This window comes from Bradyrhizobium sp. USDA 3650 (assembly GCF_054057395.1).
In genome coordinates this window covers 3,379,729-3,399,523 of record NZ_JBSRZG010000001.1, presented here as the reverse complement: position 1 = coordinate 3,399,523, position 19,795 = coordinate 3,379,729, and the positions used below count along the sequence as shown (strand labels likewise).

General features: G+C 59.9%; 14 protein-coding genes, 3 pseudogenes and 1 riboswitch. Of the genes and pseudogenes, 10 read left to right on the top strand and 7 right to left on the bottom strand.

Annotated elements, in window-relative coordinates:
• Window positions 1-99: 99 nt before the first annotated feature.
• The 3 genes from ACVIN2_RS15815 to ACVIN2_RS15805 form a co-directional block, all read right to left on the bottom strand.
• Window positions 100-1,155 carry a LysR family transcriptional regulator gene (locus ACVIN2_RS15815; protein WP_456766253.1) on the bottom strand — a complete coding sequence of 352 codons (1,056 nt, stop codon included), beginning with the start codon at window positions 1,153-1,155 and terminating at the stop codon, window positions 100-102.
• Window positions 1,156-2,721: 1,566 nt separating this feature from the next.
• The gene (locus ACVIN2_RS15810) at window positions 2,722-3,927 is read right to left on the bottom strand and encodes an MFS transporter (protein WP_456766252.1); all 1,206 of its coding nucleotides are present in this window, start codon (window positions 3,925-3,927) and stop codon (window positions 2,722-2,724) included.
• A 592-nt stretch (window positions 3,928-4,519) separates the two neighbouring features.
• The gene (locus tag ACVIN2_RS15805) at window positions 4,520-4,726 is read right to left on the bottom strand and encodes a cold-shock protein (protein ID WP_456769735.1); all 207 of its coding nucleotides are present in this window, start codon (window positions 4,724-4,726) and stop codon (window positions 4,520-4,522) included.
• A gap of 414 nt (window positions 4,727-5,140) precedes the next feature.
• Here ACVIN2_RS15805 and ACVIN2_RS15800 point away from each other — a divergent pair, with 414 nt between their 5' ends.
• A complete protein-coding gene (locus tag ACVIN2_RS15800; protein ID WP_085351784.1) occupies window positions 5,141-5,446 on the top strand; it encodes a hypothetical protein in 306 nt (101 codons plus the stop codon).
• Window positions 5,447-6,060: 614 nt separating this feature from the next.
• Here ACVIN2_RS15800 and ACVIN2_RS15795 read toward each other — a convergent pair.
• The 3 genes and pseudogenes from ACVIN2_RS15795 to ACVIN2_RS15785 form a co-directional block, all read right to left on the bottom strand.
• Window positions 6,061-7,282: pseudogene (locus ACVIN2_RS15795) on the bottom strand (IS91 family transposase).
• A 22-nt stretch (window positions 7,283-7,304) separates the two neighbouring features.
• Complete coding sequence (locus tag ACVIN2_RS15790) at window positions 7,305-8,168, bottom strand: site-specific integrase (RefSeq protein ID WP_456766251.1); 864 nt, start codon at window positions 8,166-8,168, stop codon at window positions 7,305-7,307.
• Window positions 8,169-8,596: 428 nt separating this feature from the next.
• Complete coding sequence (locus ACVIN2_RS15785; protein WP_456766250.1) at window positions 8,597-9,286, bottom strand: IclR family transcriptional regulator; 690 nt, start codon at window positions 9,284-9,286, stop codon at window positions 8,597-8,599.
• Between the two features lie 164 nt (window positions 9,287-9,450).
• Here ACVIN2_RS15785 and ACVIN2_RS15780 point away from each other — a divergent pair, with 164 nt between their 5' ends.
• The 7 genes and pseudogenes from ACVIN2_RS15780 (at window position 9,451) to ACVIN2_RS15750 (ending at window position 14,965) form a co-directional block, all read left to right on the top strand.
• Entirely contained in the window at window positions 9,451-10,239 is a 789-nt protein-coding gene (locus ACVIN2_RS15780; protein WP_456766249.1) for an ABC transporter ATP-binding protein, read from the top strand.
• Window positions 10,226-10,996 carry an ABC transporter permease gene (locus ACVIN2_RS15775; protein WP_259217608.1) on the top strand — a complete coding sequence of 257 codons (771 nt, stop codon included), beginning with the start codon at window positions 10,226-10,228 and terminating at the stop codon, window positions 10,994-10,996. The genes ACVIN2_RS15780 and ACVIN2_RS15775 overlap by 14 nt, the downstream gene beginning before the upstream one ends.
• Before the next feature lie 31 nt (window positions 10,997-11,027).
• Entirely contained in the window at window positions 11,028-12,050 is a 1,023-nt protein-coding gene (locus ACVIN2_RS15770; RefSeq protein WP_259217606.1) for an ABC transporter substrate-binding protein, read from the top strand.
• Between the two features lie 50 nt (window positions 12,051-12,100).
• Window positions 12,101-13,366 carry a CaiB/BaiF CoA transferase family protein gene (locus tag ACVIN2_RS15765; protein WP_259217605.1) on the top strand — a complete coding sequence of 422 codons (1,266 nt, stop codon included), beginning with the start codon at window positions 12,101-12,103 and terminating at the stop codon, window positions 13,364-13,366.
• 55 nt (window positions 13,367-13,421) lie between these two features.
• Window positions 13,422-14,250 (top strand): annotated as a pseudogene (locus ACVIN2_RS15760) (citryl-CoA lyase).
• Between the two features lie 167 nt (window positions 14,251-14,417).
• Window positions 14,418-14,756, top strand: a complete 339-nt coding sequence (locus tag ACVIN2_RS15755; RefSeq protein WP_310473285.1) for an SMP-30/gluconolactonase/LRE family protein — start codon at window positions 14,418-14,420, stop codon at window positions 14,754-14,756.
• A 65-nt stretch (window positions 14,757-14,821) separates the two neighbouring features.
• Entirely contained in the window at window positions 14,822-14,965 is a 144-nt protein-coding gene (locus ACVIN2_RS15750) for a hypothetical protein (RefSeq protein ID WP_456769734.1), read from the top strand.
• A 714-nt stretch (window positions 14,966-15,679) separates the two neighbouring features.
• Here ACVIN2_RS15750 and ACVIN2_RS15745 read toward each other — a convergent pair.
• Window positions 15,680-16,138: a GNAT family N-acetyltransferase gene (locus ACVIN2_RS15745; protein ID WP_456766248.1), complete on the bottom strand. Its 459-nt coding sequence runs from the start codon at window positions 16,136-16,138 to the stop codon at window positions 15,680-15,682.
• A gap of 624 nt (window positions 16,139-16,762) precedes the next feature.
• On the opposite strand from ACVIN2_RS15745, the gene ACVIN2_RS15740 reads away from it, so the two are divergent.
• Together ACVIN2_RS15740 and ACVIN2_RS15735 are read left to right on the top strand one after the other, a co-directional pair.
• Window positions 16,763-17,977 carry an EAL domain-containing response regulator gene (locus ACVIN2_RS15740; RefSeq protein ID WP_456766247.1) on the top strand — a complete coding sequence of 405 codons (1,215 nt, stop codon included), beginning with the start codon at window positions 16,763-16,765 and terminating at the stop codon, window positions 17,975-17,977.
• A gap of 576 nt (window positions 17,978-18,553) precedes the next feature.
• Window positions 18,554-18,758: pseudogene (locus ACVIN2_RS15735) on the top strand (4Fe-4S binding protein).
• A gap of 782 nt (window positions 18,759-19,540) precedes the next feature.
• Window positions 19,541-19,740: riboswitch (cobalamin riboswitch) on the top strand.
• Window positions 19,741-19,795: the final 55 nt, after the last annotated feature.

The window sequence follows — 19,795 nt, the reverse complement described above, 5'->3', positions numbered from 1 at the left end:
CTTTGATCCCGGGTTCGGACGCTACGCAAACAACTCTCTCCGAAGACGGGTGAGAGTTAAAGCTAAGATCGGAGATGTTATGAAGGCTAATAAGTATGATTAATTAGGGTTATACTGTTCGTCGAGAGTCCGGGTGGAGCCACCCGCAACGCACCGGCAGGCGGCGTCCTCGTGAGCGAGCGGATCCAACACGATGCTGCCGACGGAACGAGCCATCCAGGGAATTTGAGCCGCGATCTGGGGCAAGGTCCAGTTCCGCAGGAGCACACAAGTATCATCCGCTATTCGCGCAGCCAACGTGCCTAATCCGCCTTGCTTAGTCACCAACGCGATCGTGCGCGAGAGGCCGGTCGCCGGCAATGGCATGACTTCGAGCGCCGGTCGATGGACGGCAGCCTGCAATATGCACAGGGGTGTTGTAATCGCCACGCCCATGCCATTGGCGACCATCGAGAGCAGCGAGTCCGACGTGTCGAACGACATCGTCTGCGGATGCTCTATCCTTAGACGCCGGAGATGACGTTCAATTTGCGTTCCCATGTGCGAACGCGCGGTGTAGCGGATAAGTCGGTGCTCGAGTAGTAGGTCGTCCAGTGGACGATCGCGAAGAGTATCCGCCCAGGCAATCGGTGCTACCAGGAGGAATGGCTCGCGCAATAGGGGTAAGCGGGTAACTTCGTCAACGCCCTCCATTGGATCCGATGTGACAGCTGCATCGATCTCGTTGCGCATCAATGCCTCGGCGTGCGCGGGTACCAGCCCCGAATACGCGCTCACGCGAAGCGCGATTGAACCCGCCATGAGGCTGCGGACCAACAGTGGTCCCACTGTGGACGCGAACGTGTCGATCATCCCGAGCCGAAGGTCCTCGCGTTCGGGACGCGCTGCGGCGGCCCGCATTTCCTCGACAGCTCGTCCGACGCGCAGGGTTATCTCGCGCATGTGGGTGAGCAGAGCTTGCCCCGCCTCCGTGGGCCCAAGGGGACGACGATCGCGACGGACGAGGGATGCGCCAATATGCGCCTCCGCGCGCTTCATCGCTTGTGAAACGGCCGATTGAGTGATGCCAAGTCTGAGGCCGGCCGCGCTCATGCTGCCCTCTTCGATGACGACGGCCGCGACTTCCAGTACACGCAAATCAGGCAAACTAAACATAGGAAGCCTACGCTAATGGATTTTTATCGGGTGTGCCACTAGTCCGTTTTCTCAGTTGCGGCGAGTCAATCTACTCGACAGGTTGGCGCACCGGAAACTCGCGCTTACTGCGCAAACAGCCGATTCCAAAGCCGCAGCGGTGGAACTGTTCGATGACACTTCATTTATCGACATTTCCAACCGCTCCAATTTCGGCGCAGAGTTCGATCCGGTGTGTCTGGAGAGTCCGCGCCAAATGACAACATTTCCGGGTGGCGGATCGGCGGCCCTGGCCAGGTCGCCACCCAATTGTGCAAGTTCGGTCAAGTAGAATGCGGGGTTCCAAGGCGACCTCGTCGAATGCCGACGTCCTTGATGAGTTCATCGGGCAATACGATCTCGGTGTCCGTGGAGGCGATCTTCGGTGATGCGTCCGGGCCGTACGATTGAGCATGATGAGCCAGAGGACGCGCCAGCTGAGAGGGCAGACGACCGCCATCAAACTAGCGAGCCGCTCTGCGGTCCGCAGTTTTGAGTCCTCCGCCCTGCAGCCCGATTTTAGGAGCTTCTGGAACAGCTCGATTTTCGTGCACGCACCTATTGGATCATGGACGTAGCCGCGCCTCTCTCTTGTCAACGATGAGCGCGCCGCCTTTGTCCACGAGGTCAGAAGTTGACCGCGATGGCCGCCGCGCATGAGCTCCCTCTTGAGCCTTTTGGCCGACGCGGGCGTCGATGTGTAGGTGCCTGCGAGTTCGCGGATATGGGTATCCGCAGACACGTCCGACCACCGGCCGATGATCCAATGCGACGGCCGTCCCGAAAGGAGTGAAGCCACCTGCCACAATGCGCTCAAGAGCGTAAACTTGATCTAGAGGCCGCGCCGATCTTGCGTCTCGTCTTCGGCACCATCATGCGAGTTCATTGACAGTAAGCCCAGTTCTAGACCATGGCTTTGAGATCCCAGTGGGTCTAAGGACGCAATTGATCGAAGTCGCTGGTTGGAGTGCCATTGTGATGCTGGTGAGCGCTCAATCAGGAAAGCACGCAAGTAGACGTCATCAGCTTGCTCTTCCGCGCAGGAAGGCGATGATGGCTCAGCTGCTCGGCAGCGCCTCGGAAGAGCCAGCAAAGAGCGCCTTCGGTTGAGCGCAATAGGACCGATCATCGAGAAGCGCGTCACACGCCAGCGTGAGGACGCTCACGGGATGAAGAAGGCGAGCTTGCCCGTCTGTCGGGTAGCGTCAATTATGATGCTAGAATGCGGGGTAATCTCAGGACACAGACATTGTTGTGTGGAAAGAATGCAAAAGTGTCCCGCAGTGCGGTAGACCGCTCGACCGAATGCTCCTCGCAATGCCGCAACGGCGCAATCGCCCGAGATGTTCGCGTACATCGCCAGAAACTTCGATGCCGAGTTCCTCAACGAGTTCTCGGGCAAGGCCTGGCGTGGTGTTTCACCCCCCTTCGACCGGTCCGCCGGGCTGCACGAACATTTTGGTCCAACGCTCGCGTACCAGCGGAAGGTTTCGTGCGACATTCGTGGTAGGGCACGCGGCGATCCGCGCCGTGCGCACGGCTGCGGCGTTATCCATCAAGCAACGCCCCCTTTTTTAGATCACCCTCTGGGGCCGCTTGCGGGAGAACTATCAGCAGAGGGATGATGACGACCATACCAGCTGCCAGCATCACTCCTGATGGGCCGGCTACAGTCAACACCTGGGCGCCGAGGACGGCTCCGAAGCCGATGGCCGAATTGATGACCGCCGAGTGCATCGCGGCAGCAGTCATCACTGTCGAACCGGCGGCGCGCAGGATCCAGGTCTGGAGTCCCGCGAACAGCGCCGCGACGGCCGCGCCCCAGATGACCAGCAAGACAAGGACCCGGCCTGTCCCCAACTGGGGACCAAACCATCCAAGGCCAACGAGCGCCAGACACAGAGCAAGCAGCCCCGCAGTGATGATGGGTTTCATGAAGCGGTCGATGAGGACGCCCGCCAAGATGTTCCCCAGGAATCCTGCTCCGCCAAAGCCGAACAACAGCGCGCCAATCATGACTTGGGCAACATTTGGAATCTCGTTGAGGAATGGTTCTATAAATGTGTACGCCCCGAAATGCGCCGCCGCCATGAATGTCGTTACGGCATAGATCCCCAACAGGTCATGCCTGCGGCAGACTGATCCAAGCTCTCTCCATCCCGCTGGCGTCCCGGCCTGCATTTTCGGAAGAACTGCCACCATCAGGGCTGAGGTGATCAGTCCGATGGCGCCGATCAATCTGAACGCTGCACGCCATCCGCTCACCTGACCGACGAAGTTCGCGAGCGGCACGCCAACAACGGTCGCCATCGAGATCCCGCCGAATACGATTGCCGTCGCAACACCCATACTGCCGGACGGCGCAATCTTAGACGCAACCACAGCCGCCATGGCCCAATAGAAACCGTGAACGACAGCGCCCACCGTGCGTGCCAGCAACAGCCCTTCGAAAGTGTGAGACATCGTCGCCGCAAACGTTGTTGCGGAAAGGATAATAGTTAAGGCGATGACTAGCGGCTTGCGAGGAAACTTCTGAAGCAGAACGGGCGACAACAGAGCGCTGGCAGCACCGATCCAGGCATAGAGGGCCACCGTGAGCCCGACCGCTGCCTGATCTCGTCCGAGGTCGCGAGCAATCTGAGACAACAGCCCGATAGGTGCTATCTCTGCCAAGACGATGTGAAACGAGGCGATGCCTAGCACGATGACGGCGAGCCAGATGCGGAGCGAAGATTCTGTGCCGTCACTCGTCATTATTAAACATCACTGTAATAAACATCACTGTACGAAGGATCCGCCCGTTTCATTGGTCGATGATCAGCCGCTGCTTGTACGCATTTTTCATCCATGGACGTGGCGCCGCATGGCATGGGCGTCTCTCCGGATGTTGATCGACCTGCATCGGTAGTATCCGATCGTTACGGTTGCATGGGTCGTTCTCTCCATCAACTGCGAGAGTTGATAGTTGACACACGACAAACGGCACTCGGTGTCCTCCGACTGGCGTCCTGAGTGGGACTGTCGTTCCGGCCGGCATCGTGAAGGAGGGCCTGACCTTACTCGAAGAGCTGCGTCGCTCGCCACCAGGCGCTGCGCTTCGCCAACCGCGCCAAACGAACGGTGCAATAGAATCGTGATGCCTTTCGTGCGCACGGACGGCCTGCAGATTGCTGAGCTGCCAACACCAGGAGGAGGTCTCACTCACAATGTCCCGGCATTCGGACCCGCGAAACGTCGAAAATTGGCGAGAAATGAAACGACCCCAGTGCTTAAAGCGGCTGGGGTCGTTCCGAGGTAAGCGCCAGACATGGGCGGGGGGCTGAGGCCAGACGCCTACGACATGAAATCAGACACGCAGATTTTCCGCACTGCTTTTACCGCGCCTCGGGTCGACTTTAAGCTCGTAAGAGACTGCCTGCCCTTCCCGCAGGTCAGAGAGGCCAGCGCGCTCCAGGGCCTTTATGTGTACAAAAACATCTTGGCCGCCCCCATCCGGCTGAATGAAGCCGAAACCCTTCGTCGCGTTAAACCATTTCACAACACCCCTCGCCACTCCCATCTCCCATTTGAGCAATACTGTAGAGTAGTTCTGGTCGGACCATTCGGGCGGCGCCGATTCGCCCATTGACGCACAATCTCCGCTGCTTCGGCGTCAGCGTAGTCGCTTGAGGAGTTCGAGCATGGCGAGCCTGGGCGATCATGCTTTCATGCCAGAGACCAGGCACAGCCGACGGGTTTGACCCAGGTCGCATCGTTCTGATCTTCCATCCTGTTGCGTCACTTGGGTGACGAAGGTTACGTTGGTGGGTTCTCCTAGCAGGGAAGCCGCGAATTTCATCGGCCCAGATGGCTCATCGGCCACTATTTTGCGGACAAGCAGCGGCCTCGCAACTACCAAAAGGGGTAGCTGGACGAGCGTGCCGCACCAAATTAGCATGCTCCCATGACTGTTCGGAGAACATGGAAGATGAACTGGAAGAAGGAACTGGAGGCGCTGGTTCAACAATCCGCGGCACTCGTAGAGCGCGCACGGAGCGTAGCGCCTATTCCAAAGCTGGTAGCACCCATCGCGCCAATCGCAAAAGCTTCCCCGCCCGATTCTCCCCGGCGGTTGAGCTGGGACACCTCCGAGCGAGAGCACATCAGCAAACGAGTTGCGAATTTCAGAGCGCATCAAGAGCGCGTGCGCCGCGAGCGCGACGAATATTTTTCCCGCACGATGCAACGGACACGAGATCTCGCGAGAGGCCACGGCTCCGACGAACAGATGTAGGCGGTCGGACAGTCGCGCAACTTTGCTAACAATCCGCCAAATCGCGCCAGAAGAGTCGACTGCGGCCGACCACCGGCTGGGAACGGCGAGTAGCCGTGAGAGTCGTACGAGTCTCCAAAAGACGCCCGTCACAGCCCATCTGAGGATTGCCGCGCGCTGAGGATTGCCGCGTCGTGTCCTCACGCCATAGGTTGCTCTCGTACTGGATGCGCTGGGGGCAACCACGCGATCGTTGTAGTGGCGCCGCCGACGCCCACACGAATCTGGCGCATGGATTTTGCACCGCCGAGGAAGGCGTGGGTGTTGACCCTACCCCTCGGGCTTAATCCAGTTTGACGTTCGTTCTGGCCGAAGACGAGGACCAGAGCATGCAGCACGTTCGAGATCGGAAGGCCCGATCTGCTGGCTCGGCGCGTGAGGCAGAGACACGAGATGTGCGCGTCGGGGAAGAGTTGAGATCAGACGCGCTTCACTGGAGATCGCGACAGGCATTTTGCTGCATCGGACCGTTGTTGTCGCGGAGTGTGAAAGCACGGAGTCGACATCGTCCGCGATGATCGAGACGCTGGGAGCGAAATGACGAATGATGATCGTCGTGCACGGCATGACTTGGCTCACGATGTGTCGCATCGGAACGGTGATGTTCGAGGGCTGGAGCATCTGAAGCTGTGTCGAAAGCGCTCAATGATGCGCATGACGCCACCACAATCGGGCCAGGCAGGAACTTCGGCCCAGGTTTGAGCTTCCAAATCCACAGGCGGCGGCTCGCTGTCGTTTGGGGCTGTCTCATGATCGAGAAGTTCGCGGCAAAAGGCGAGCTTGGCAGCGCGATGGCGGTTGGCCATGAAGCCGAAGTGGCGGATGCGATGGAAACCGTCGGGCAGCGTATGAAGCAGGAAGCGGCGAATGAACTCGTCGGGCTTGAGCTTCATGATCTTTGTCGCGCCGTCCTGGCGGTAATCCTTCCATGTGAAGGCAACATGATCGTTGTCGGGTGCGACGAGCCGGCTGTTGGCGATCGCGACGCGATGGGTATAGCGGCCGAGATAGGCCAGCACCTGTGCGGGTCCGCCGAAGGGCCGCTTGGCGCAAGCGACCCAGTTGACGCGCTGCATGGCTTTGATGCGACCAGCGAAAGCGTCGAGTTCGGCAAGAGAAGCAAGATCGCCGAAGAAGCGCAAGGCGCCGGCGTTGAAGACCCCGATCAGGCGTTTGAGAAAAAGCCAGCTAAAGAGCCGGGACAGCGGTTTGACGGCCAGGAAGAAGTTCGGTCGGCTGGCGATCCAGCGTGTTCCATCAGGTGACGGGCCGCCGCCCGGCACGACACAGTGAATGTGGGGATGATGCGTTAGCGCTTGTCCACAGGTGTGCAGGACCGCGACGCCGCCGATCTCCGCGTCGAGCCGGCGCGGATTGGCAGCAAGCGTCGGTCATCGCCTCGGCGGCGGCCTTAAACAGGATGGCATAGACGACCGCCTTGTTTTGGAAAGCAATCGCGGCGATCGGTGCAGGAAGCGTAAAGACGACGTGGAAGTAGGGAACCGGCAGCAGGTCGGCTTCTCGCGCGGCACGGCACGCGGCTCGGGCTGGCCCCTGACACTTCGGACAATGCCGATTCCGGCAGGAATTATAGGCGATCCGCGTCATGCCGCAGTCATTGCGGGCCTCGACGTGGCCGCCGAGCGCCTCGGTTCGGCACCCAACAATGGCGCTCACCACCCGCCGCTCGACGCGACCGTGATGACCGGCATGGTCACGACAATAGGCGTCGCCATGCCGGCGCAAGATATCGGCAATGTCGATGGCGGGTCGGTGCGGGCGGACGTCGGGGGTCATAAGCCGGATCCCGGAGCCGTTGTCATGCCGGTGGCGTCACCTCCAGCGACAGGCGGTCGAGCGGGCTCTGGGGCGCCCGGATCGTATGGGTGGCGACCTGCGTGTAGCGCGCCGTCGACGACGGATTATTTTGCCCGAGCAGAACCTGGATGATCCGGATGTCGATTCCGTTCTCCAGAAGATGTGTCGCGAAGCTGTGGCGCAGCGTGTGCAGCGTGACGCGCTTGGTCAGGCCCGCAGCCTTGACCGCCGAGCGGCAGGCGGCATGCAACACGGTCGGATCAATCGGGTGACCTTCGTCACGCCCAGGGAACAGATAAAGCCGCGGCCGGGCGAGCCGCCAGTAGGTGCGCAGGATGCCGAGCAGTTGGGACGACAGCATCACGTTGCGATCCTTCGCGCCTTTGCCGTGGCGCACCTGGATGACACCGCGGGTGCTGTCGATGTCTTCGATCCGCAGTCCCGCGACCTCGGAGGCCCTGGGGCCGGCCGCATAGGCGGTGGTGAGCGCGGCGCGGCTCTTCAGGCTCGACACCGCCTCGAGGAACTGCACCACTTCGTCGGCGCTGAGAACGACCGGCAGCTTGCGGTGCTCTCGCGCATAGGGAATGCGCTCCGGGATGAGCGCCTCGCCGAGCGTGACGCCGTAGAAAAACCGTAGCGCACAGACGATGATCTGGTTCAGCGCCGGCCATGAGATGTCGGTCGAGACCAGATGCACCTGGAAGGCCCGGACGTCTTCCAGCTCCAACCGCTCAGGCGATCGGCCGAAATAGCGGCTGAACTTCGAAACCGCGCTGATGTAGGATCGCTGCGTCGCCGGCGACAGATTGCGGACTGTCATATCCTCGATCATGCGGCGGCGAAGAGGGCTCAAATCGGCCATCTCAATACCCTGTCTGAGGGGGGCTCCAACACCCGCATCCTCTCCGCCAGGAGGCGATCTACGCCACCTCGCCACGCACGCTGCGACAGCGGCTTCGTTCAATCCCAAATCGATTCGGTCTAACCCCATCCGGCTTTAGGCCGCACAATCCGCGAAACGTCCTAACCGCGCTTGCATCGATGTCGGCGCGCCGCAGCTTGGCCGTCAGGCCATGACGGCTCCAGAACACGCGCACCAGCACACATCACACGAGCAGCGTAATAGCCTTGAAGAAGCCTCCCTCCTGATGTCCGTGTAGGGATGGGTGGCGTCGAGATCGAGGATGATCTGCAGGCCTCAACAATGCGAGAAATGCGCGCTACGCTCAGGAGAGGCTATTGCGGCACCCGCTGAGCTGTGCGTTATAAACAGAACGCTGCCATTGTAGCTCAGCGCTCAGTTGCAGGCAGCAAACCAATCAGCGCTTTAGCCTCGGACTTCAGCACTTCAACGGCAGATTTCCGAGCATCTGCATCAAAGCGAGTGCGAATGGCGGAGACTGAGAGCGCGCCCCGCAATTTGCCATAGACATCGATTACGGGCACCGCTGCGGCCGCAACCTCAGGATCACGCTCGCCGATCGAGACGTAGAAGCCACGATCTCTGATCTTCTTTCCACCAGCTAATGCAAAATCGCGGTAAGCGGTAAGAACGCGGCCCGCAGCGCCGCGATCAATCGGCAATCGTTGTCCTTCTTCGAGGTGATGCCGGACGGAACGCGGAGAATTAACGCGATAAAGGCAAATGCGCTCGTCGCCCTCCGCGATGTAGAAGGATGCGGTCTCTCCGGTTGCTTCGACCAGACGATGGAGCGAGGGTCTGATCAGGTCACCGAGGTCCAGCCCACGCTGATAGAGCGCCCCAAGGCGCCATAGCTCCGGTCCGGGTCGAAATAGCCGGTCGGTCCCCCGCACCAGGAATCCGTCCGCTTCCAGGGATGCGGCAAGGCGAAGGACCGTGCTCTTGTAGAAGTCGGTCGCCTCGGCAATCTCGGTCAGCGTCATGGCTGCGCGCTCAGCGCCGAAGGCCTTGAGGATCGCCAGGGCGCGCCCGACCGCATCAACCCCTGTCTTTGCCATTGATACATTCCTCGTGTTCTGTCGTGCAGAACAGATATCCAGAATGGATAGAAAGTCCAGTATTCAATGCTCATCTGGGTTCTATGTTACAGAATGCAATTGACTCCGGATGTAGCGCCAGTTACCTGTTTTGAGGCTTAGAACAGGTTCTGAGGAGCGAAACAATGGAAGGGCAGCCGGCACTTGCCGTCGACCTGCGCGACGTAATGATTCGCTTCGGCGACTTCACCGCCGTGAAAAGCATGAACCTCCAGGTCGGCGAAACCGAATTCGTTGCAGTGGTCGGGCCGACCGGCTGCGGAAAATCGACCATTCTCAATACTGTCACCGGACTGCTGAAGCCGGCCGCCGGCGAGGTTCGCATTTTCGGCAAATCGCTTAGGGGCCTGAACGGTCAGTCCGGCTACATGCTGCAACAGGAAGGGCTGCTGCCCTGGAAAACCGCCCAGGACAATGTCGGCCTCGGGCTCGTGTTTCAGGGAAGCTCGATCGCAAAGGCGCGCGAGCAGGCGCGGCCCTGGCTCGCCAAGGTCGGCTTGAAGGGGTTCGAGGAGCGCTATCCGCATCAATTATCCGGAGGCCAGCGCAAGCGCGTTGCCATGGCCCAGACCCTGATCATGGAGCCGAAGATCGTCCTGATGGATGAGCCTTTCTCCGCGCTGGACGTTCACACGCGCCGCCTCATGCATCGCATCCTGCTCGAGCTATGGCAAGCGGACCGGCGCTCCCTCGTCTTTATCACCCATGATCTCGATGAGGCGATCACGCTGGCGGACCGCGTCGTTGTGATGTCTGCCGGTCCTGCCAGCCGCATGGTTGGCGATGTCAGGATCACGCTGTCCCGTCCACGCGACGTCTTGGCACTCCAGACCACGGATGAATTCGTCGCGCTCTATCGTGAAATCTGGTCGCTGCTCGGCGCCGAAGTGGAGAAAAGCTATGCGCAGGGGTAAGGTTGCTCTCACGCAGTTCGCCATCGTCCTCGGTGTGATCCTGATCTGGGAACTGGGTGTGAGGGTCGGGCTGATCGATCCTTTCTTCTTTCCGGCACCATCGACGCTTGTCGCAAGAATAGGCGAGTGGATGTCAACATCGGACTTCTGGACCGATGTTGGGACAACACTGCTGGAGACGGTGCTGTCTTTCCTGGTTGGGATCGGGATCGGCACCGCGCTTGGTATCTGGCTCGGCTTAAGCCCGTTTGCGGCCGAGGTGGTCCAGCCCTTTATCAAAATGTTCAACGCGATCCCCCGCATCTTGCTGGGACCCATCTTCGTCATCTGGTTCGGATTGGGGCTCACCTCCAAGGTCGCGCTCGGGGTAACGCTGGTCCTCTTTGTCGCATTCTTCAACACGTTTCAGGGGGTCCGCGAGGTCAATCCGGTCGTGCTCGCGAATGCCCGCTTGCTGCGTGCATCGAAGTCCTCGCTGCTGCGCCACGTCTACCTGCCGTCCGCCACCACGTGGATCCTGTCGAGTCTGCGGGTATCTGTCGGCATGGCCGTGATGGGAGCGGTGGTCGCCGAATATCTCGGTTCGTCCGCAGGATTGGGGCACCTGATTGCGCAGGCCGAGGGCGTCCTTGATGCCACCGGTGTCTTCGCAGGGATCATCGTCCTCTCCGCCTTCGTCATCGCGCTCGATGCCATCGTCGACCGGGTGGAAAAGCGGCTGCTGGTCTGGCGGCCGGCACCTGCCCACGAAGTTTGATCGTAGCGCTCCCATTCTCACGGAGGTTCCCATGCACGCTTTTCCGAGACTGATGGTGGTTATCGCGGCAGCTGTATTGCCGCTCATTTCAGCGCATGCCGCCGAGCCCGAGAAGACAAAATTGAAGATCGCAGTGGGATCACAGATCCTCAACTATATGCCTCTCGAGCTTGGTGTGAAGCTCGGTTCGTTTAAGGACCAGGGCCTTGAGGTGACCGTCGAAAACTTCCAGGCCGGTGGTTCGAAGGCTTTGCAGGCGCTGGTCGGCGGTTCGGTGGACGGGACAGTCGGCTTTTACGATCACACCATTCAGATGCAGGCGCAGGGCAAACAGATTTCCTGCGTGTTCCTGCTCAATGACATTCCCGGCGTGTTGCTCGGTATCCGCAGCGGCCTCGCTGACAAGGTCAAGTCCGGTGCCGACCTGAAGGGCCTCAAGCTCGGGATCACGGCGCCGGGGTCATCGACCGACACCATGGCGCGCTACTACATCAAGAAATCTGGGTTGGGTCCGCGCGACGTGAACATTATCGCGGTCGGCAGCGGGGCACCCGGTATGGTGGCACTCGAGGCCAGGAATATCGACGCGCTCGTCTATTTCGACCCGATTGCGACCCTTCTCGCGCGCAAAAAGAGTGCGACGCCGCTGTTCGACGCGCGCACACTCGAAGGCTCAAAACAGGCCTTTGGCGGAATCTATCCGACCGCCTGTCTCTACCTGCAGCAGACTTTCATCGACAAAAATCCAGAAACGGTCCAGCGCCTCGTCAACGCCTTGCTCAAAACCCACCGCTGGATCAACACGGCGTCGACGGAACAACTCGTCGACGCGATGCCTCCTGCATACAAGACCGACAATCGCGAGGTGAACATCGAGATCATGAACGCGTCGAAAGCGCTGTTCTCGCCAACAGGTCAGATGGACATCGAGGCGGCCAAGATCCCGCTGGCTGTCCTAGGCGACTTTGATCCGAAGATCGCAGCCGCAAAGATCGACCTGATCAAGACCTTCACGAATCGATTCGCGGAACGTGCTGCGCAGCAACTGAAATAAGTTGCGTACTAAGCGCTCGCTATCGGATCACCTACAAGAAGGCTCTTCAGATGTCTCTGCCGCTAACCGGTATCCGCGTTCTCGACCTGTCAAACGTGTTGGCGGGTCCGTTCTGCGGTTACCATCTTGCGCGCCTTGGCGCGGAGGTCATTAAGGTGGAAAATCCGAACGGCGGCGACCTGGCGCGGCGCCTCGGCGCGGATCCGCAAAGAGCGGAGCGCCTGCAGGGACTCTCGTTTGTCGCTGTGAACGCCGGCAAGCAATCGATTGCACTGGACCTGAAATCGGAAGCGGGCCGCGAGGTGTTCTTGCGACTGGTCAAGGAAGCCGACGTGGTGCTCGAAAACTTCCGGCCGAAGGTGATGGAACGCCTTGGCCTCGGCTTTGATGTGCTTGTCAGGCTGAACCCGCGTCTGGTCTACTGCGCGATCTCCGGCTTTGGGCAGAGCGGACCGTGGTCCGCCCGTCCGGCCTATGACCAGATCGTCCAGGGTCTCTCCGGAGCCATGAGCGTCACCGGCGATATAGCCTCGGCTCCCCTGCGCACGGGCTTTCCGATCTCGGACACGATTGCGGGACTGACTGCTGCGTTTGCTATCGCCGCGGCTCTGGTCGACCAGCGGCATAGGCAACGGGGTCGGTTCATCGACGTGTCCCTGCTCGAGGCCACCATTGCGGCGATGGGATGGGTCGTCTCCAACCACCTGAACGCCGGGATCGAGCCGCAGCCCATCGGCAACGAGAACTTTACCGCGGCTCCCTCCGGCACGTTCCGCACCGCAACGGGCCCGCTGAACATTTCCGCCAACGAGCAGAAGCAGTACCAAGCCCTATGCGACCTGATCGACCGACCGGACCTGAAGACGGATCCACGCTTTGCTGGACGCGAGATGCGCAAGGTGAACCGCGCTACGCTGAGCGCGGAGTTGAACAAGGCATTGAGTTGCAAGCCCGCTGAGGAATGGGAGGCCCAAATGAACTTGGCTGGTGTCCCTGCCGGCCGTGTGCTGACGGTCTCGCAAGTGTTGCAGCAGCCACAGGTCGTTGAGCGCGGATTCATCGAGACTTTGGCGCCAGAACAAGACGATGCGCAGCCGTTACGAATCACGCGGCCGGGGTTCCGGCTGGATGAGGAGTTTTCGGTGCCTTCACCACCTGCGACGCTCGGAGCAGACACTGAGCGATGGCTGCAGCGGCTCGGCTATTCGTATGCGGAGGTTGAGCAACTAGTCTCAAGCCGAGCCGTCGGGAGGCCAAAGCAAGGAGAGGCTGATTTCCTGCCCGTCCGCGCAGCCACGGACGGACCGATATCATGACATCCGACGGCTTGCGTCGGTTGGCAATCGGCAGGTTGAAAGGACGGAAGCGGAAATGAGCGAAGAAGAACTGAGACAGCAAGCGGCCAGTTGGTGGCGAACCTCCATTTGCGATATCGCGCCAGGTCGCATCGCCTATCGGGGTTATCCAATTGAAGATTTGATAGGCCGCGTTTCTTTTCCCGCCATGATTTGGCTGATGTTACGTGGCAATCTGCCGACGCCAGCACAGGAGCAGCTGCTGCAAGCTGCGCTGGTTGGATCCGTTGACCACGGTCCGCACGCGCCCTCCATTGCAATTGCCCAAATGGCGGTGAGCGTGCGGCCTGCCCCTGAATGGCGCAATGGCCTCGGCAATCAACACGCTCGATGACGTGCATGGCGGAGCAGGGGAGCAGGCTATCGAACTCTACGAGGATGTGCTGCGACGGCGCCAAGGGCGAGAGATCGAGCAGGCCGCTGGCGCTGCAATCGACCATTTCACCGCAACCCGCAGCAAATATCTGCCTGGCTTTGGCCATCGGTTTCATCCAGTCGACCCGCGCGCGGCCCCGCTATTGGCGCTGGTGGATGCCGCAGCTGACGAGGGCAGTGTCGGCGGCGATTATGCCAAGGCCGCTCGCGCGATCGAGCGGGTGATGCAACAGCGCAAGAGCAAGCTCATTCCGATGAACATCGATGGCGCGACCGCGGTCATTTACGGCGAACTGGGCTTCGCCTCTCCGCTCGCGCGGGGGGTCTTCTGCTTGTCGCGCGCGGTCGGAATCCTGGCTCACGCCTGGGAGCAAACTGGGCGCAATGATCGCAACAAGGGCCCGATGCCCAAGCAGTTCGGCTACAAATACGAGGGCCAGCCGCGTCGCAGGCTCGAAGGCGCATCATGAGCATCTCGAAAACCCGCCCAAGCTGATGGAGGTTAGCGTGTTCTCGTCGATGCCGGCGGAGTTTCGTCGCCCGGCTGTTTCTTCGGAATGGGCAGACGCGAACCGCGGGGCATATCCAGTAGATTGTTTCATCGAGGGACCGTCGTTCGACCAGTCCGGGAATCTCTATGTCGTCGACATCCCCTTCGGCTGCATTTCCGGATTTCACCGGAGGGCGTCTGGTCTTTGATCATCGAATACGACGGCTGGCCGAACGTCTGAAGGTTGCTCCGGACGGCCGGGTGCTCGTGTCCGACTATATCAACGGTCTCCTGGAGCTCGATCCACAGAGAGGGACCATCCGACCGTTGCTGGGCCACCGCAATTCCGAGTCCTTCAGAGGCTGCAACGACCTGCATATCGCGACCAAAGGCGACATCTATTTCACCGATCAGGGCCAGACTGGATTGCACGATCGGACCGGCCGGGTATTTCGACTTTGCCCTGACGGCCGGATCATTGCTTGATTTCTAATGGCCCGGGCCCGAATGGCCTGGTGCTCAGTCCGGACGAGACCGTATTGTTCGTTGCAATGACGCGCGACAATAGCATCTGGCATGTACCGCTGATGCGTGATGGCGTGGGGAAAGTCGGACGATTCAGCTGGTTCTTCGCGACGAGCGGTCCTGACGGACTGACGGTCGATCAAAAAAGGGCGGCTCTTTGTCGCGCATGATTCCCTCGGCCCACGTTTTCGTATTGGCGCCAAACGGCGAAGCGGTCCGCTTGCATCCAGTCCTGCGCATGGGGGAGCTGCACGAATGTCGTATTGGACGCGGCACTCGGCACATTGCTCATTACGGAATCCTCTACCGGATCAGTGTGATGGCTGATCTCGCGCACCTTCCTCGAAATTCGCCAGCAGGAGTGGCAAGGTGGTGCGGAATCCTTTCACGCGCCGGTCCGCCGCACCAAGATGCAGGAAATGAGTCTGGTAGACGACTGGCTGGCCAGTTGCCGAGAGAATGTAATTGGTGACGAATGGATGGCGTTTGTGTGGGTGATCTCAAGCCAGAGCCAGTAAATCGCACTGCATGGGAAGCGCAAACGAACGATTCGTAAGGCTGGGTCGGGCTTCGCCCGCGACGGGCCGCCGCCGACCTGTCGCCTTTTGGTCGGGCGGGTCGCGGTATCGCTTCCCACAATGCAGAATGATTGATCGCTGATATTTTCGAACGTTCTCGCCAAGAAGGCCGAAGAGGTAACCGCTCGCGGTGGGAGTCAGCACCGCATCAGCGTCAAAGGTTCTCGATCATGCTGGGCCGCGACGCACGCGTGAAGCGTTCGTTTTGAGAAGCAACAAGCCCAGGATTGACTGCGTGAAGGACTTTACCGATAGCACGCTAGCCCAGGAGCGCTTTAAGTGTGTGGCGCAGAGGTCGTACCACTGTCAGAGCCTCTTGCGCGCGCGCAATCCTCCAACCCGATATCCCCTCTCCTCGTAGAAGTGGCGTACCCGTTCTAGGGCCGGAAAGCCATCCGGAGGCAACGCAACCTCAATCATCTGCCAGCCGCGTCGCTTCGCCTCCGAATCTACCGCCTCGAGCAGATGCCGACCGCAGTCAGAGCTGCGGAAGTCACGAGAAATCCATAGCTCCTGAAGCACGCCGTACGCTCCGGCTGCTCTCACGGCCTGTACGGCCGAGATGCTAGCTACCCCTACGATCTGCCCGGTGCCTTGTTCCTCGACGACAAAAATGAAGCCCTGCCCGGGATCCTGAATCAGGCGCAACGCCGCCTGCTTCGCGCCTCGAAGGCTGAACTCCGGTCCGAGGCCACCTAACTCGGAAAGTAGCTCTTCGACCGCTTTTGCGACCGCGTTCTCATCTCCTGGCACGCTCTTGCGCAAAGCCGTGCCCGCGCTGGACGCGCCTCGCCCTTCAGCGCCAACACGAACACCTGACCGAGCCCTCTGGAGGAAATTCATGCTCAGGAGGATACAGAAAACGCAATTGAGAGCAACTATCTGGCTCGGTAGGAAGCAGCACGTCCACACTCACTATAGGCAACAGAGCTGAGGTAATTGCAAGCCATTGCCGTTCTCAGAATCGACTGCGGTTTGAGCAGCTGCGAACTCATGATGGGCTGCCTTCGATTGGAAAACAATCACCAAACGGCACACGCCGGTCATGTCGATCAAACGTTCGTAAGAGTGATTGCCGATCGTCGCTCACGAACTACTCTATTCAATAAATCGTGCGCCACGATGATCGCAGCGCCATAGAGCGTCAGCTCGGTCCGTCCGAAGGAGAGATTCCCACCTCGCGTACGACATCGTACAAAGTTGCGCGAAGCGCGACAGGTATCATACGCGTGCGCCCGATAAAATCGTCTGAGCAAGATCGCGAAAGATTTTGCACACTAATGCACTATCTTAAGCTTATCTCGAACAATCGAAAGATATCGGGAAGCACAGCTTGTTTGGACCTTCGCTCCTCGTTTAAGGCACCGTCACGGAACGGGAGTGGTTGCGATGGAACATGGGCAGGCCGAACTGGTCGGACGGAAACCTGTAATCTTCGGGCAACGTAAGGTGCGGCCGCGGGCATGCCTGGCCGTCGGCAAGCGGCATCTGCGCGCCTTTCTACGGGATGTGCTGGAGGATATGGGATTTGTTATCAGCGAATGCAGGACTGCTGACGAGTTGCCGCATGTACTCCGCACGGAGTTCCCTGATCTGATCCTGCTCGGCATTGGCTCGGACCGCATCGAGCCTGGACGATTGCTCGAGATACTGGTACGCGAAGAATTTGCAGGCCGCGTGCTGGCGTTCGGAGCGCGCGAGTCGATCATCATGGCGGCAGTGCAGCAGGTCGGCAGTGAATATGGACTTGCTATGCTGCCGCCGCTCAGGGCGCCGTTTGCAGCCGAGACGTTGCGCGATCGGATCGGCATGCTCTTGCCAAGAGAGCCGGCGCCCCGTCCCGCGGTCCATGTCGGAGAAGCCTTACACGCTGGCTGGCTTGAGCTCTGGTATGAGCCGAAGTTTGACGCGTGTACCCTTAGCCGCCGCGGCGCCGAGGCGCATGTGCGAATGCGGCACCCGACCTGGGGCGTTGTTCCACCGGCCTATTTCATCCCGGAACCTCACGATCCGCATTTTAGGAACTTGTCGCAGTTCGTGATCGACCGCGCGATCAAGGATTGGCAGTATCTTCTGGAGCAGCAAACTTCGATCGATCTCTCCATCAATCTCCCGGCAGCATTCCTGATTGACCCGCAGGCGGTACGCGATCTCTGTCGGCGCATGCCGTCGCACGCCGCTTTCGGCGGTTTGACGATTGAAATCGAGAGCGTGGAAGCGATCCAGAACCTAGATCTCCTGGTCGAGGTTGCGCGTGAGGTTCGCTTTCACAACATTGGCCTTGCAATCGACAATGTCGGTGCCAATTGGCCGCAGCTGATGGGGATGACAAAATTCCCGTTCATGAAATTGAAAGTGGATCGTCAGTTCGTCGGCGGCTGCGCGAATGGGCCCCTCAAGCGAACGGTGTGCCGCCATATCGTCGATCTAGCCAAAGAGTACAATGTGCGCACCGTCGCCGAAGGTGTGGAGAGCCAGGCTGACCTAATCGCTGTGGCCGAACTCGGCTTCGACCTTGCGCAGGGCCATCTGTTCGGAAAAGCCATGCCACTGAAGCAATTTGCACAGTCATCTTTCAACCCTGCTCCAGCTCGTCTAAAATAGTTGCGAGTGGCTGAGTGCGGCCAAGCGACGCTCACGAGCACCGCCATGCCTACTCGGCACCAGGCATGAGGCTGAGTGCAATTCGGTCTGCAGGGCCAGTGTCGGTCGTCCCGCCGCCACTTCATTTCCCTCCGAAGCTTGTTATACCACAAGCCCGTTTTGGCAAGCCTCCAGCGAGTCCTCCGCGCAGCTAGCGTTGCAGCCATGAGCGAGGCTTGCACAAACCTCCAGTCGGGGTGTGTGACCGGAGGTTTGCCGAGATCCAACGTAGACCTGCGTCCGTTGGCGGTTTTTTGTCGCCGCCGGTTGAGGAAGCGTCAGCCTCGCTTGCCCCGCGCTGACGTGCCAAACAAACCGACGGACGCTTCCAGCGTCAAGTCGCCACTGACTCTCGCAAGAGGGCCCGAGGGCTCGTAGCCTGAAATTGAAGCGACCTGTTGCTGTCGCAGATGCAACATGGTCTCAGACCCGGGACAGCCGAATTGGGCAAATTGCCCAACATTGAGCGCGTCTGCGTTTGGCACGGCATTTGAAAGGGATCGCCCATGGCATCGCTCGCCTAAGGAGTCGGAAGGCATGGCTTACAAGATCGTCGCTTCGCAATGCACCGTTTGTGGCGCATGTGAGTTCGAGTGTCCCAACGCGGCGATCAGTCTGAAGCGCGACATTTACGTTATCGATGCCAAAAAATGTACGGAGTGCGAGGGCCCATTGCGACACGCCGCAATGCGCGGTGGTCTGTCCGGTCCCTGACACCTGTGTCCCGTCCAAGACAGGATAGGCAGCCCGCGACCAAAAGGCCTCATCGCTCGATTTCGCGAACGAAGTTGTAGATGTGGGACCTTGAGGAGACCACGACCGCATGGGGCGCATCGAGTTCGATTAACATCGTTATGAGCTTAAGACGCTGAGCGACTCCGAGGAACCCCTCAAAGGGCTCTGTCGGAGGACACCGTCGAAATTGTCACGAACAAGGACAAGGCCCTCGATGCTCAGTGGCCGCGTTAAGGCCTATCATCGCTGGCCGCGAGTCGAGGCGAGGCAGACCGGCGTCGAGCGGCCACGGACGCATCGAAGCCGGCGCAAAAGTCGCTCAGCACGTGAACACCTATTGCACCGAGAAGATCATCTTGGCCAACCTCACGGAGGCGGACGACCTCGTGCCTGGTCGGGCCGCCGAACACCAAGGAGCCGACCTGATCATCCGTGCGGTCCTGGAGCAATCCGGCTTTCGAAATGTCTAGGGAGCCTCGTGGGCTGTGACCAAACGGATGCCGGCCGAGATGATCGCACCTTCCTGACGCGCTGGTTCGAAAAGCTGCTGACGGAAAAGGTCGCCTCCTCGCGATCACACAGATACCGAAAGCGGCCCGGGTTCGTTCCGGTCGTGGAGCTCAACCCTTACGCGAGCAAGGAGCGAATGCATTTCACAGCGGAGCCTCCACAGATCCGGGCGTGTTCACCAGGCCGCGAGCAAGACCGTCGTGCCCGCCTAGTGCGCTCGTAATCGCTTGGGCAATATCGCAACGAGAATCGGTAGGTTGACGCATCGATCCTCGTGCGCATAATTCAAGCCGTCGCGGTCTCCGGATTTCGTTTGATCTGGAGCTAAGAGGGAAGCCGGTGCAATGCCGGCGCTGCCCCCGCAACTGTAAGCGGCGAGCCGCTGTCCAACGAAGTCACTGAAGCCATGCGGCTTCGGGAAGGCCGGACAGCAGCGACGACCCGTGAGCCAGGAGACCTGCCTCGACAAGATATCGTCCACGGGCGGGGCGTCCCGGTGTGCGCCAAGCAGTTGTCGCTCACGCGATGTTCGCT

Coding starts and splice junctions, on each gene's coding strand:
- ACVIN2_RS15815 (WP_456766253.1), bottom strand. CDS start 1,155: ATGTTTAGTTTGCCTGATTTGCGTGTACTGGAAGTCGCGGCCGTCGTC.
- ACVIN2_RS15810 (WP_456766252.1), bottom strand. CDS start 3,927: ATGACGAGTGACGGCACAGAATCTTCGCTCCGCATCTGGCTCGCCGTC.
- ACVIN2_RS15800 (WP_085351784.1), top strand. CDS start 5,141: ATGAACTGGAAGAAGGAACTGGAGGCGCTGGTTCAACAATCCGCGGCA.
- ACVIN2_RS15790 (WP_456766251.1), bottom strand. CDS start 8,168: ATGGCCGATTTGAGCCCTCTTCGCCGCCGCATGATCGAGGATATGACA.
- ACVIN2_RS15785 (WP_456766250.1), bottom strand. CDS start 9,286: ATGGCAAAGACAGGGGTTGATGCGGTCGGGCGCGCCCTGGCGATCCTC.
- ACVIN2_RS15780 (WP_456766249.1), top strand. CDS start 9,451: ATGGAAGGGCAGCCGGCACTTGCCGTCGACCTGCGCGACGTAATGATT.
- ACVIN2_RS15775 (WP_259217608.1), top strand. CDS start 10,226: ATGCGCAGGGGTAAGGTTGCTCTCACGCAGTTCGCCATCGTCCTCGGT.
- ACVIN2_RS15770 (WP_259217606.1), top strand. CDS start 11,028: ATGCACGCTTTTCCGAGACTGATGGTGGTTATCGCGGCAGCTGTATTG.
- ACVIN2_RS15765 (WP_259217605.1), top strand. CDS start 12,101: ATGTCTCTGCCGCTAACCGGTATCCGCGTTCTCGACCTGTCAAACGTG.
- ACVIN2_RS15755 (WP_310473285.1), top strand. CDS start 14,418: ATGTCGTCGACATCCCCTTCGGCTGCATTTCCGGATTTCACCGGAGGG.
- ACVIN2_RS15750 (WP_456769734.1), top strand. CDS start 14,822: ATGACGCGCGACAATAGCATCTGGCATGTACCGCTGATGCGTGATGGC.
- ACVIN2_RS15740 (WP_456766247.1), top strand. CDS start 16,763: ATGGAACATGGGCAGGCCGAACTGGTCGGACGGAAACCTGTAATCTTC.